15 protein-coding genes are annotated in these 13,668 nt (G+C 37.4%); all 15 read left to right on the top strand.

Annotated elements, in window-relative coordinates; genetic code table 11:
- Positions 1-12: 12 nt before the first annotated feature.
- The 15 genes from hslV (at position 13) to K9B36_RS01480 (ending at position 13,649) form a co-directional block, all read left to right on the top strand.
- Positions 13-555, top strand: a complete 543-nt coding sequence (hslV, locus tag K9B36_RS01550; protein ID WP_223700243.1) for an ATP-dependent protease subunit HslV — start codon at positions 13-15, stop codon at positions 553-555.
- A 17-nt stretch (positions 556-572) separates the two neighbouring features.
- Entirely contained in the window at positions 573-1,976 is a 1,404-nt protein-coding gene (gene hslU, locus K9B36_RS01545) for an HslU--HslV peptidase ATPase subunit (RefSeq protein ID WP_223700242.1), read from the top strand.
- A gap of 24 nt (positions 1,977-2,000) precedes the next feature.
- A complete protein-coding gene (gene codY / locus K9B36_RS01540; RefSeq protein WP_223700241.1) occupies positions 2,001-2,780 on the top strand; it encodes a GTP-sensing pleiotropic transcriptional regulator CodY in 780 nt (259 codons plus the stop codon).
- Between the two features lie 371 nt (positions 2,781-3,151).
- Positions 3,152-3,541, top strand: coding sequence for a flagellar basal body rod protein FlgB (flgB, locus tag K9B36_RS01535; protein WP_223700240.1), 390 nt, complete (start codon positions 3,152-3,154; stop codon positions 3,539-3,541).
- Positions 3,541-3,993: a flagellar basal body rod protein FlgC gene (gene flgC, locus K9B36_RS01530; RefSeq protein ID WP_223700239.1), complete on the top strand. Its 453-nt coding sequence runs from the start codon at positions 3,541-3,543 to the stop codon at positions 3,991-3,993. Before flgB ends, flgC begins: the two co-directional genes overlap by 1 nt.
- Positions 3,994-4,008: 15 nt before the next feature.
- A complete protein-coding gene (fliE, locus tag K9B36_RS01525) occupies positions 4,009-4,305 on the top strand; it encodes a flagellar hook-basal body complex protein FliE (protein ID WP_223700238.1) in 297 nt (98 codons plus the stop codon).
- A 256-nt stretch (positions 4,306-4,561) separates the two neighbouring features.
- The gene (gene fliF, locus K9B36_RS01520; protein ID WP_223700237.1) at positions 4,562-6,151 is read left to right on the top strand and encodes a flagellar basal-body MS-ring/collar protein FliF; all 1,590 of its coding nucleotides are present in this window, start codon (positions 4,562-4,564) and stop codon (positions 6,149-6,151) included.
- 18 nt (positions 6,152-6,169) lie between these two features.
- Positions 6,170-7,189 (top strand): flagellar motor switch protein FliG, encoded by a 1,020-nt coding sequence (gene fliG / locus K9B36_RS01515; RefSeq protein WP_223700236.1) that lies wholly within the window; start codon positions 6,170-6,172, stop codon positions 7,187-7,189.
- Complete coding sequence (fliH, locus tag K9B36_RS01510; RefSeq protein ID WP_223700235.1) at positions 7,182-7,952, top strand: flagellar assembly protein FliH; 771 nt, start codon at positions 7,182-7,184, stop codon at positions 7,950-7,952. The genes fliG and fliH overlap by 8 nt, the downstream gene beginning before the upstream one ends.
- A complete protein-coding gene (gene fliI, locus K9B36_RS01505) occupies positions 7,949-9,262 on the top strand; it encodes a flagellar protein export ATPase FliI (protein WP_317889846.1) in 1,314 nt (437 codons plus the stop codon). Before fliH ends, fliI begins: the two co-directional genes overlap by 4 nt.
- A 9-nt stretch (positions 9,263-9,271) precedes the next feature.
- Positions 9,272-9,721 carry a flagellar export protein FliJ gene (fliJ, locus tag K9B36_RS01500; protein ID WP_223700234.1) on the top strand — a complete coding sequence of 150 codons (450 nt, stop codon included), beginning with the start codon at positions 9,272-9,274 and terminating at the stop codon, positions 9,719-9,721.
- Between the two features lie 7 nt (positions 9,722-9,728).
- Positions 9,729-10,304, top strand: coding sequence for a magnesium transporter MgtE N-terminal domain-containing protein (locus K9B36_RS01495; RefSeq protein ID WP_223700233.1), 576 nt, complete (start codon positions 9,729-9,731; stop codon positions 10,302-10,304).
- A gap of 25 nt (positions 10,305-10,329) precedes the next feature.
- Positions 10,330-11,496 carry a flagellar hook-length control protein FliK gene (locus tag K9B36_RS01490; RefSeq protein ID WP_223700232.1) on the top strand — a complete coding sequence of 389 codons (1,167 nt, stop codon included), beginning with the start codon at positions 10,330-10,332 and terminating at the stop codon, positions 11,494-11,496.
- The gene (gene flgD, locus K9B36_RS01485) at positions 11,493-12,140 is read left to right on the top strand and encodes a flagellar hook assembly protein FlgD (RefSeq protein WP_223700231.1); all 648 of its coding nucleotides are present in this window, start codon (positions 11,493-11,495) and stop codon (positions 12,138-12,140) included. Before K9B36_RS01490 ends, flgD begins: the two co-directional genes overlap by 4 nt.
- Before the next feature lie 27 nt (positions 12,141-12,167).
- On the top strand, positions 12,168-13,649 hold the full coding sequence (locus tag K9B36_RS01480; protein ID WP_223700230.1) for a flagellar hook-basal body complex protein: 1,482 nt from the start codon (positions 12,168-12,170) through the stop codon (positions 13,647-13,649).
- The last annotated feature ends 19 nt before the right edge of the window (positions 13,650-13,668 follow it).

Here is a 13,668-nt window from a genome sequence, read left to right as displayed (position 1 = left end):
GGAGGAACCCCCATGTCATCTTTTCATGCCACTACGATATTTGCTGTAAAGCATCAAGGACAATCAGCAATGTCAGGTGACGGGCAAGTTACATTTGGAAATGCGGTAGTCATGAAGCATACCGCAAGGAAAGTACGTAGACTTTTTAATGGTAAAATATTAGCCGGATTTGCAGGGTCAGTAGCGGACGCTTTTACTTTATTTGAACTATTTGAAGTTAAACTTGAAGAATACAATGGAAATCTTCAAAGAGCAGCTGTGGAGCTTGCAAAAGAATGGCGAAGTGACAAAGTGTTAAGAAGATTAGAAGCAATGTTGATTGTTATGGATGACACGAGCCTATTATTAGTATCCGGGACAGGGGAAGTAATTGAACCTGATGATGGCATTTTGGCAATCGGTTCAGGGGGCAATTATGCATTAGCTGCAGGGCGTGCTCTTAAAAGATATGCTGGTGAGCACATGACTGCAAGAGAAATTGCAAAAGCAGCCCTGGATATGGCGGGAGAAATTTGTGTGTATACAAACGACAATATCATTGTGGAAGAACTATAGAAAAGGCGGTTGCTAATATGAGTGAAAAATTAACCCCTAGGCAAATAGTCGAAATGCTTGATCAATATATTGTAGGACAAACGAAAGCAAAAAAAGCGGTGGCTGTTGCACTGAGAAATCGATATCGTAGAAGCTTGCTTTCTGGTAATTTGCGTGATGAAGTTGTTCCTAAAAACATTCTAATGATCGGCCCAACTGGTGTTGGTAAAACTGAAATAGCCAGAAGAATAGCCAAGCTTGTAGGTGCTCCTTTTATTAAAGTGGAAGCAACAAAGTTCACTGAAGTCGGCTACGTCGGCAGGGATGTGGAATCAATGGTCCGTGATTTAGTGGAAACAAGTGTACGTTTAGTAAAAGAAGAGAAAATGTTAAGTGTAAAAGAGAAAGCCTTAGAAAATGCAAACAAAAGATTAGTGGAGCTTTTGGTTCCAGGCAAACAGAAGAATTCCTCTTCCTATAAAAATCCTCTTGAGATGTTCTTTGGAGGTACAAATCAATCGTCTGATACAGATGAACAGATTAAGCAAGAGGAAACGTCCATTAAAGATCAACGAAAAAGAATGGCCCACCAATTAGCATTAGGTGAATTAGAGGACCGTTATGTAACGCTAGAAGTAGAAGAACAGCAAGGATCCATGTTTGATATGCTCCAGGGTTCGGGTATGGAACAAATGGGCATGAACATGCAAGACGCGTTAAGTAACTTAATGCCAAAGAAAAAGAAAAAGCGTAAGCTCACAGTTAGAGAGGCTAGACCAATTCTAACAAATGAAGAAGCATATAAACTTATCGACATGGATGAAGTATCTCAAGAAGCCATCGTTCGCGCCGAGCAAAGTGGAATCATTTTCATAGATGAAATCGATAAAATTGCGAAAAAGAACAGTGGTTCTTCTGCAGATGTTTCACGTGAAGGTGTACAACGCGACATATTACCTATTGTAGAAGGATCTACGGTTATGACTAAACATGGTCAAGTTAATACAGACCATGTGCTATTCATTTCAGCTGGTGCCTTTCATATTGCAAAACCGTCAGACCTGATACCGGAACTTCAAGGTCGTTTCCCGATTCGTGTAGAGTTAACGAAATTGACTGTGGAAGATTTTGTTAGAATTTTAGTGGAACCGGATAACGCCCTGATAAAGCAATACATAGCTTTATTGGAAACAGAAGGTATACAACTTGAATTTTCTGACGATGCTATTCGTAAGATAGCAGAAGTTGCATTCCAGGTGAATCAGGATACCGATAATATCGGAGCGCGTCGCTTGCATACCATCTTGGAAAAATTACTTGAGGACCTTTCTTTTGAAGCACCGGATATAAATCTGGAGAAAATTGTGATTACACCTCAATATGTTGAAGAAAAATTAGGTTCTATTGCGAAAAATAAAGATTTAAGTCAATTTATATTGTAGAAGTAGATTCTAGGAGGAAGTAAAATGCCGTTATTACAAAAAACAAGAACCATTAATGCAATGCTTCAAAAAGCTGCAGGAAAACCAGTTAACTTTAAAGAAATGTCTGAAACCTTGTGTAATGTAATTGAAGCAAACGTGTTCGTGCTAAGCCGTCGAGGAAAGCTTCTTGGCTATTCAATTAACCAACAGATTGAAAACGAACGAATGATTAAAATGTTGGAAGATCGTCAATTCCCAGAAGAGTACACGAAAAACTTATTCAAGATTTCCGAAACCTCTTCTAATCTTGATGTGGATAGTGAGTACACAGCTTTTCCTGTAGAGAATAAAGAGTTATTTAAGACAGGATTGACAACCATTGTACCAATTATCGGTGGTGGAGAGCGCTTAGGAACATTAATTTTAGCTCGTTTACAAGAACCGTTTTCTGATGATGATCTAATTATGGCTGAATACGGAGCAACAGTGGTAGGAATGGAAATTCTTCGTGAGAAAGCTGAGGAAATTGAAGATGAAGCTAGAAGTAAAGCTGTTGTCCAAATGGCGATTAGCTCTTTATCTTACAGTGAACTTGAAGCAATCGAGCATATTTTCGAAGAATTAGACGGAAAAGAAGGATTGCTCGTTGCAAGTAAAATTGCAGACAGAGTCGGAATAACCCGTTCAGTTATTGTAAATGCACTTCGTAAGCTAGAAAGTGCAGGGGTAATCGAATCACGTTCTCTAGGTATGAAAGGTACTTATATTAAAGTGCTTAATGATAAGTTTTTGATGGAATTAGCTAAGCTGAAATCGCATTAATTTATAGTACCCAAAAAACCTGCCTCTTTAAAGGGGCAGGTTTTTTTACGTGTTTTTGAGCGGTAAGTAGCTATGGTGATTAGCCATGTGAGCGAGAGCAGAAGGTCTATGACACCCTAGCTTTCAAAAGAGAATTTTATATGCAAAAGTAAAGTGATTTAGTATTTATTTAGCGGTTAACACTAACTATACTAATTTATGGGATTTATATGTAACTATAGTCCTGTTATGAAAAATGAGTCTATTTATCGCATTATTTTAACAAATAGTGCATAGACAGATGAGGTTCCTTAATTTACAATAAGGCTATATAAACAAATTTCGACAAATCTATATCTTTCGTCATTTTTTTCACTTTTATGGGGGTTATCATGAATATTTTTTCGTCATCCATTACCGCTTTAGAAAAAGGAATTCAATATTCTGCGGCAAAGCATAAAACGATTTCTCAAAATATAGCAAATGTTGACACACCAAATTATAAACGTAAGGTAGTAAATCCTAATTTTGGACAAGTTTTTAACGAAGCGATGAATGCTAAAAGAACAGATGCTCGTCACTTTGAATTTTCTGGAACTTCAAAACAAGCTTTTACTATTGATAACACAGCACATTCCTATTCTCATAATGGGAACAATGTTGATATTGATAAAGAGATGTCAGAACTAGCAGAAAACCAGATTCATTATTACACAATGATCGATCAACTGAGTGGAAAGTTTCAGTCATTGCAGTCTGTTATTAAGGGAGGTAGAGCTTAATGTCCATGTTTAAAAGTATGAACATCTCTGCTTCCGCTCTCACTGCGCAACGATTGCGAATGGATGTAACTTCCTCAAATATGGCGAATGTGGACTCTACAAGAGGCAGGTTTGTTAATGGAGAATGGGAGCCTTATAAAAGAAAGATAGTAGAGACCGCGCCAATGGAAAACAGCTTTCAATCATTTTTACAGAAAGCTTCCGGATCTAGTAATGAAATTGGTAATGGCGTAAGGGTTACAAGAATTAAAGAAGATGACGCCCCTTTTCGAATAGTATTCGATCCAAGTCATCCTGATGCAAATGAGGAAGGCTATGTACAACTTCCAAATGTTGATCCTTTAAAAGAAATGGTGGATCTAATGAGTGCCACAAGATCCTATGAAGCAAATGTAACTGTTTTCAATGCATCTAAAGGAATAATGATGAAAACGCTTGAGTTAGGAAAGTAGGAGGAATAAAGAATAATGATATCAAAAATTTCGAACCAAACACCCTTACTGCAGATATCCGATAATCAAAAAAAGTCGACAGGTGAGGTGCATCAGCAATTTTCCAGTTATTTAAAAGATGCATTAAATGAAGTGAACAGTAACCAAATTGTGTCCAACGAAGCAACAAGAAAACTAGTGAATAATGAAGGTATTGATTTACACGACGTTCTAATCGCGCAGCAAAAAGCGAGTGTCGCTTTTCAGTTGACGATGGAGGTTAGAAATAAAGGTGTTGAAGCTTATCAAGAAATGATGCGCATGCAAGTTTAGTGAAGTCAAATAGGCACCTAATGAATAATAAGATTTTAAATAATAGGGTCTGTTAAAGTTGTTTGTTGAAAAAACGCTATTCCAGCGATGATTGGAGCAAAAGGCGGAGACTCCAACGGGCTCCAGCAACGCCCCTTGGAACGCGTAGCCTTTTGCGGAAATCAACAGCGGCGTTTAACAGAGCCAAAAATAAAATAAATGCGGTTATTAACTGCATAAATCATGCTGCCAGATAATAACCGGGGGAATTGACAGAATGAAAGAGAAATTACTTGATATGAAAAATAAAACAGTCGTCTTTTGGAAAAACAGAGCAAAAACTCAAAAGACCGTTATTATTAGCAGTACATTAGTAGCAGTTCTCGCTATTATAGCTATCATATATTTTGTTACCAAAACTAATATGGCGCCTCTATATAAAGAATTAACACCACAAGAAACCGGGCAAATTAAAGAAGTACTTGATACTAGAGGTATACCTTCACAAATAACGGAAAATGGAACAGCAATCTTAGTTCCGCAAGAAACAGTGGATACCTTAAAAGTGGACCTTGCAGCTGAAGGAGTTCCGAAAAGCGGAAGTATTGATTATAGTTTTTTTGGTGAAAGATCTGGATTCGGTATGACCGACAACGAGTTTCAAATTATGAAACTGGATGCAATGCAAACGGAACTTGCCAACCTCGTTATGAGTATTGATGGAGTGAAAGATGCAAAAGTAATGATAACTATGCCAGAGGAAGGTGTGTTTGTTAGAGATTCTGTACAGGAAGCCTCTGCATCCATCGTATTACATACAGAACCTGGTTATCAATTCGACCAGACTGAAATAAATGCGCTTTATCACTTGGTTTCAAAAAGTATTTCCAATCTCTCTACAGATAATATCGTCATCATGAACCAAAATTTTGAGTATTATGATCTCGCAAATAATCAAAATTCGTCAAATAGTTTAAATGTTACGTCCCAATTGGAATTGAAGAAAGAAATCGAAAGAGATATTCAGCGTCAAGTGCAACAGATGCTTGGGATGATGATGGGACATAACAAAGTAGTAGTTTCTGTCACAACAGACATTGATTTTACACAAGAGAATCGAGAAGAAAAACTTGTTACACCCGTTGACCCAGAAAATATGGAGGGTATTGCTGTAAGTGTAGAAAGAATTACAGAAACCTATACAGGTAATGAAGCAGCTGCTGGAGGGGAAGTAGGTACCGGTGAAGCGGATGTTCCTGGTTATATTGCTGGTGGTGCAAATGGCAGTGGCGACTTCGAACGGATGGAAGAGCGAATAAATAATGAAGTTAATCGAATAAACAAAGTAGTAGTTGAAAGTCCTTACAAAGTTAGAGACATGGGAATCCAAGTCATGGTAGAACCACCGGTGGCAGATGATCCTTTATCTTTACAAGGTGACACAGTTGATGAAATCCGTCAAATTTTGGGTACAATTGTCCGGACTTCGATAGATAAGAATGCTTTAGCAGCTAATCCAGACGATGCAGACATCGATGAGAAAATTGTAGTCTCTGTTCAAACCTTTAATGGAAAAACACAATTTGAACAAGCACCAACACCTACAATCCCAATTTGGATGTATATTGTTGGAGGTTTACTAGTAGCTGTCATCATTTTATTAATATTCATGTTAGTTAGACGCAGCAAAAAAGAAGAGATTATAGAAGAAGAAATGATAGTTGATGAGATTAGGAATGTAAGTATTCCGGATATAAATAACGAAAAAGAATCTGAAGGATCTGCGCGTAAAAAGCAATTGGAAAAGATGGCAAAAGAAAAGCCCGATGAATTTGCAAAACTATTGCGATCCTGGTTATCAGAATAAGAAAAGGTGGTTCAATAAATGGCAAAAGCAAGTTCAAACAAAGTATTTACAAATAAACAAAAGGCAGCCATCTTATTAATCTCACTTGGACCCGATGTTTCCGCTTCCGTATATAAACACCTTTCGGAAGATGAAATTGAAAAGTTGACATTAGAAATCTCAGGTGTCAGAACAGTAGACTCTCATATAAAGGAAGATGTTCTAGAAGAATTCCATCAAATCGCTTTAGCGCAGGATTATATTTCTCAAGGCGGAATTAATTATGCAAAAACTGTATTAGAAAAGGCGTTGGGCAAAGAACAGGCATCTGCTATCATTACTCGGTTAACTTCGTCCTTACAGGTTAAACCTTTTGATTTTGCTAGAAAAGCAGATGCATCACAAATTTTGAATTTTATCCAAAATGAGCATCCTCAAACAATTGCTTTAGTACTATCTTACCTGGAACCAACAAAGTCAGGTCAAATTCTTTCAGAGTTACCACAGGAGCTACAAGCAGATATTGCGAAAAGAATTGCTGTAATGGATAGTACTTCCCCTGAGATCATCAATGAGGTAGAGCAAATACTTGAAAGAAAATTATCGACGACGGTAACAAGGGATTACACAAATACAGGTGGTATCGATGCTGTTGTAGATGTGTTAAATCAAGTGGATCGAAGTACAGAACGAACTATATTGGATGCTCTTGAGATTCAAGACCCAGAACTAGCAGAAGAAATAAAGAAACGAATGTTTGTATTTGAAGATATCGTTACCTTGGATAATATGGCAATACAACGTGTCATTCGTGATGTAGAAAACGAAGATCTAATGCTTGCACTAAAGGTAGCTAGTGAAGAAGTAAAAGATATTGTCTTTAAGAATATGTCTAAACGTATGGTAGAAACGATGAAAGATGATATGGAATATATGGGTCCTGTCCGTTTGAAGGATGTAGAGGAATCTCAATCCCGGATTGTAGGCATTATTCGTAAGCTTGAAGAAGCAGGAGAAATTGTAATTGCCCGCGGTGGAGGGGATGACATCATTGTCTAGATTAATTAAATCGACTTCTTTGATACTAGAGGGAAAAGAAAAAGTAGCCATCAAGGTTGCGCCGATATTTTTAAGACAGGAGAATGAGCATCAAAACAGTAAGAGTCCATCAATTGAAGAGATAAACAGCATGGTACAGAAAACCAAGGCTGAGGCAGCAGAAATTATTAATAAAGCTGTTGAAGAACATAATAGAATCCTTGGAAATATAGAAAAAGATAAACAGAACTGGTCAGAAGAAAAACAGGCATTGATAAACCAAGCGACCGAAGAGGGATACAGTGCTGGCTTTCAACAAGGAAAAGCTGATGCAAATGTGCAATACGAAAGTTATATTTCAGAGGCCAAACAAATGGTGACACTCTCAACTACAGATTATGAAAAGAAACTGGACAGCTCTTCTGAAGAAATCCTCTCCATTAGTATGAAGGTGGCTGAAAAAATCATTGGGATGAAACTAGATAAAGAACCGACCCAGTATATCAGTCTAGTACAAACAGCACTAAAGGAAGTAAAAGAAAAAGAGGAAATCAGAATTTATGTCAGTCCTAAACAATACCCGTTACTTATTCAAAATAAACATCTTTTACAAAATATAATGAACAGCCAATTTGATATTCATATATATCCAGAGGTGGATTTAGCTGAAGATGGGTGCTGGATTGACTCAACTGCTGGTCGGATGGAAGTATCCGTACAAACACAATTAGCAGAAATTAAAGAAAAACTGTTGCACTTAGTGAAAGCAGGGGCAGCGCAATGAAGATGATTGAGGAAATATTGCAGGAAATAGAAGATATAAATCCTTACAAACGGTATGGAAAAGTAAAAAGGGTTATAGGATTAATGATTGAATCAAAGGGTCCGGAAAGTTCAATCGGCGATGTTTGTAATATCATAATTGACAAGAAAAAAAGAAGAGTCGTTCAGGCAGAGGTAGTAGGATTTCGAGATGAGCATGTTATATTAATGCCTTTTACAGATATACAGGACATTGGCCCTGGCTGTATGGTGGAAGCCACACACCAGCCTTTAGAAATAAAAATTGGTGAATGTCTTCAAGGAATGGTACTGGATGCATTAGGTAATCCTCTGGATCCCTCCGAAGAGATGCCAATGGGACTTGGAAAATATCCAACCGATCAACCCCCACCAAATCCAATGTCAAGACCATCCATTTCCGAAGAATTAGAAGTAGGTGTCAAGGTCATTGACGGACTTTTAACCGTTGGTAAGGGTCAAAGGGTAGGCATATTTGCTGGAAGTGGTGTTGGTAAAAGTACCTTACTAGGTATGATTGCAAGAAATACATTTGCAGATATTAATGTAATTGCTTTAATAGGGGAACGGGGCAGAGAGGTAAGGGACTTTTTAGAACGAGACCTTGGATCAGAAGGGCTAAAAAGATCAATTGTTATCGTAGCAACCTCTGATCAGCCTGCATTAATGCGGATTAAGGGCGCGTATACTGCAACTGCAATCGCAGAATATTTTCGTGACGCGGGATTAAATGTAATGCTAATGATGGATTCTGTTACACGTGTTGCAATGGCACAACGAGAAGTTGGATTAGCTATTGGAGAACCACCGACAACAAAAGGATATACTCCATCGGTTTTTTCAATGCTTCCTAAGCTTTTAGAGAGAACGGGGACAAATGAAAAAGGATCCATTACAGCTTTCTATACCGTATTGGTAGATGGAGACGATATGAATGAGCCAATTGCGGATAGTGTCAGAGGGATATTGGATGGACATTTTGTTTTAGATAGAGAACTTGCCAATAGAGGTCAATACCCGGCTATCAATGTTCTCAAAAGCGTGAGTCGAGTAATGAACAATATTGTAAGCCATGAGCATAAGCAAGCCGCTGAGTACATGAGGGAGAAGCTATCCAAATATTATCAAGCGGAAGACCTAATTAATATTGGAGCATATAAGCGTGGTACTTCAAGAGATATTGACGAAGCCATCCAAGCATATCCCGCTATTATTCATTTTCTAAAACAAGATGTTGAATCGAAATGGAGTTTTACTGAAACAAAAGATGAGCTAATTAACTTGATGAAATAAGGTGGTCTCGTGACAGAAAGAAAAGATCGTTTAGGGAAAATATTATTTGTTAAGAAAGCAGAAAAAGATATCGCCAGCTCAGAATATCAAGATGCGATTTCTCAATTTGAATCAGAAGGCCAGGAACTCTATACATTGCTTAAGAAAAAAGAGCAACTTGAAACAACCTTGCATGGTCGACTACAAACCGGGATACCGATAGATATTTTAAAACAACAACAGTATTTTATTGGTAATCTAGAAAAAAATGTGCGGAATCAGCAGAGGAAAGTAAGTCATGCACGAGCACTAATGAATCTTAAAGAAGAAAAATTAAAAGAGCATTCAATAGAATGCAAAAAATATGAAGTGCTTGATGATAAGCAAAAAGTTTTATGGAAACAAAATGAGAGCAGGATCGAGACATCCTTTATAGATGAGCTTTCTATCCTACAATATACGCATCACACGAATAGGTGAAGTAGCTATGAAAAAAGAAAATCAACAATCAAGCATGGAAGAAGAACGCACTTATACTTTTTTACAGAAATTATTATATTTGTTTGTTTTTCCGATTTTATTTTTATTAACATTGGTTCTAGGATATTTAACCTTTCAAGGTGTAAATGTTTTTGATGTTGCTCAATCATTTATTCCTGAAAAAGCAGTTACACAAACAGAAGAACAAGAAAAAGATGAGGATTCTCAAGAAAAAGAGTCCAAGGATGCTCAAGCTCCTAAAGAGGTCGCTCTCCTTGAAAGAGAAATAATCGACAAACAGCAGGAAATAACTAAGCTTGCTGCACAATTAGATCAAGCAAATAGTCGAATTAAAGAATTAGAAACTCAAGAAGAAGAGGTTAAAGTATCAACAAAAGAGCTATCCAATCTTTATGAAAGAATGTCTACGAAGAAAGCAGCAGAAATTATGATGGAGTTAGAAGAAGAAATGGCAGTTCATATTCTAAGTGAATTAAGTGTTGCTAAGAAATCTTCTATTCTAGGCAGCCTGGAACCAGAACAAGCAGCAAGATTTACGGAGTTATTAGCAAAAGATGAGTAAATCTGTTGTGAAAGGATGAAGTAAGATGATGTTAATACCAGGTGATATAGAGAATGCTGTGCAAAATAACCCTCTTCAGCTTAAAAATGAAAAAAGTCAGAAAGTAGATTTACCTGAAGATGGGAAATTTCATCAGCTTTTATCAACCAGTTTGCTAGCTTTATTAAGTGAATCATTGCCAGAAACCAATAAGCTAACTAACCATATCGAAATGGAAACAGATACACAAATCGAAACACTTCTTGAGGAAATGAATGAAATCCTTCATCTAGAGCTTTCACTTCTTAACAGTCTAGAGGGTGAGAATGTTCCGGAAGAGTATTATGCATTAATAGAAGATTTACTTGCCTTTACTGAGATTGTGAACCAAATGCAACAAGCAATTCAGAATGTACCACAGCAGGCAATAAACGTTCAACAATTACCAGAAAAACTGTCCCATATTTCTGAAAAAGTGATAATTTTTATTAAGCAATGGGCTGAAGGTATGGAAGAAAAAAAGGAATTACAGCCTCTCAAACAACAGTCAGATATACGAGAGTTAATGGTGTTAATTGCTAAAAAGTTAGAAAAAGTATTTCCTGATTCAAGTAATCAAGTGCAACGAATGGATACATCTCAATCGAAGGTCATACCTTTTAGCCGGCATTTAAATGATGGCGAGTCTATTAATACTTTTTCAATGCATCTGCTACAACAGCCAAAGCAAGCTACTATTCAATTGACTTTAGATACAACAACTTCTCAAGTGGCAAGAGAACAGCTTATACAAAAGTTGGAAGCTATTCTATCTAAATCTCATACTAGGTTAGTAAATGGACATCAATCTATGACCATTAGGTTGAATCCAGAGCACTTAGGAACATTGCATATCAAGCTACAAGACTCGCAAAATGGGTTAATTGCAAAGCTTGTTGCTCATTCGAAAGTCAGTGCCTCTTTATTAGAAGGAGGAGTGGCATCACTTAAACAAAATTTACTAAATGCAAATATTAATGTAGACAAGATAGAAATCGTCTACCAAGAACAAGAACAACTCTCATTACAACAAGGAAGACAACAGGAAAAACAGCAGAGCCATCCGGGAGCCAATATTAATAATAATCACTCTAAGGAAGAACAGGATAAATCCTTTGAAGAATTATTATTAGAGGAAATAGAAACGAATCAATCTATAGGTGAGGGATTATGACCAATATATCATCCGATTTATACATTCAAAATCGTAGTGTAGAAACTGCCAAACAAAACAAAGTGCTTGGGAAAGATGACTTTCTTAAGCTGTTGATGGCACAACTGAAAAACCAAGACCCAATGAACCCTATGGAAGATCGGGAGTTTATTGCGCAGATGGCAAGTTTTTCTTCTCTTGAACAGATGACCAACTTGAATACCAGTATGGAAGGTTTCATTAAGACCCAAGAAAAACAACATGCGATAAACTTACAACAATATATAGGTTCAGAAATAACCTGGCAAGATACTAAGTTCGTAGGGGAAGAACCTGTCACCGAAATGAAGACAGGTAATGTGACAAGCGTAGCGATAAGTGGTGGAACACCTAAGCTTGTGATGAGTGATGGCAGTGAAATCACGATGGATCAGATTTCCAGGATTACAAGCGGTCAATCTAATAATGTTAATGATTCTACGTTGCTTCAAGCAAGTCATCTTATCGGGAAAAAAGTATCCCTTGTGTTCAAGGAAAAAGAATATACAAATATTTCTGTTGACTCTGTCGTATCAAAGAATGGGAAAACCTTTATTACCGTTTCTGATCCGAGCCTTATGGATGAAAAGATATCGCTTGATGCGATTACAAAAATATCTCAATAACTTAGATAAGATGGGGGAGCAATCACTATGTTACGTTCGATGTATTCAAGTATAGGGGCATTAAGAAACTTTCAAACAAAGTTAGATGTAATTGGTAATAATATTGCCAATGTTAATACGTACGGATTTAAAAAAGGAAGAGCAACATTTCAGGAAATGATGGTTCAACAGCTTTCAGGGGCCAGTGGTCCTGCGGGTGGTAAAGGTGGAGTAAATGCAAAGCAGATTGGGTTGGGCTCGATGATAAGCTCCATCGATTCGATTCAAACACAGGGTTCTTTACAGACAACAGCTAGACCTCTTGATTTGGCATTATCAGGTGACGGGTACTTTGCGGTTGCTTCTATAGCAGATGTTACTAGAGTGAATGTAGACTCCAATACTGCTTATGGAGATAATCGGATTCTTGGTGGGGCCATCAATAATTCGGTGGCGATGAATTATACACGTGCTGGTAATTTTTATATGGACAATAATGGGTATTTAGTGAATTCAAATGGAATGTATTTAATTGGGGAGACCGGAGAAAAGTCTATTCCAACCGAGGACATTATGAATGCTTCCAATGCTGCATTAAACGGAGCAGAAAACTTTTTTGGAGAATTTCAAGAATTTAGAACCGATACCACTAAATTTTTAAAGCTTTCACAAGCCTTCTTAGAAGCTCAGAGAACTTATGAAGATGCCCTGAAGGCGAGTACAGAAGCGGGTAACACAGATGCAAAATTATTAGCGGCAGCAGTGGCGGCCGAGAATGCTCGTGATAACTCTGCAGATGAACTAAATAACTTTTACGGTAACATTTATTCCTCTCAAATAACAAACTTTAATACAGCTGGTCAAACATTAAATACAAATATTGCTAATTTTATTAATGAGACTGGAGAAGTAGTTTACCAGTTATCCAATCCGATTGTACAACCTTATAATGGAACAATGCCTATTCCTAACGGCTCTAACGTCAATACTCTTTCCGATCTCGTATTTTACGCTCAATCTGTTAAAGAAGGCCTTGATAATGAATACAAAAGCTTTGAGAATTTTGTAGCAAAAGCCGAGATGGTTCAGTTGCCAGACTGGAGTGATTCTTTAAGTGGAAGCCCGGGACTTATTCAGATTCCGCCTAATGCAAAGAGTTTTAGTATTTCCGGTGATGGAAAAGTGAGTTTTATTGATCAGTTTGGAAACTTAAAGGTAGCTGGACAGGTGATGCTCGCCAAGTTTCCAAATGGTGCAGGACTGGAGCGAATTGGTGAAAACCTTTTCCAACAATCCAACAATTCAGGAACAATGGACAAAAATGGTGATGGTATTCAGTTAAATGAAATGTTCCGACCGGGAGATGCCGGCGCTGCTTCCATTATTGCCGGGACTTTAGAAATGTCTAATGTAGATCTTTCAGAAGAATTTACAGAAATGATTACAGCTCAAAGAGGGTTCCAGGCCAACACCAGAATCATTACTACCTCAGATGAAATTTTACAAGAGCTTGTCAATCTGAAACGGTAAAGGAGGATGGGGTTAGTAT

It is taken from the genome of Sutcliffiella deserti (assembly GCF_020037475.1).
GTDB classification, from domain to species: domain Bacteria; phylum Bacillota; class Bacilli; order Bacillales; family Bacillaceae_I; genus Sutcliffiella_A; species Sutcliffiella_A deserti.
Note: the sequence above shows the minus strand (reverse complement) of the source record. Positions and strands in the feature narration are given on the sequence as shown.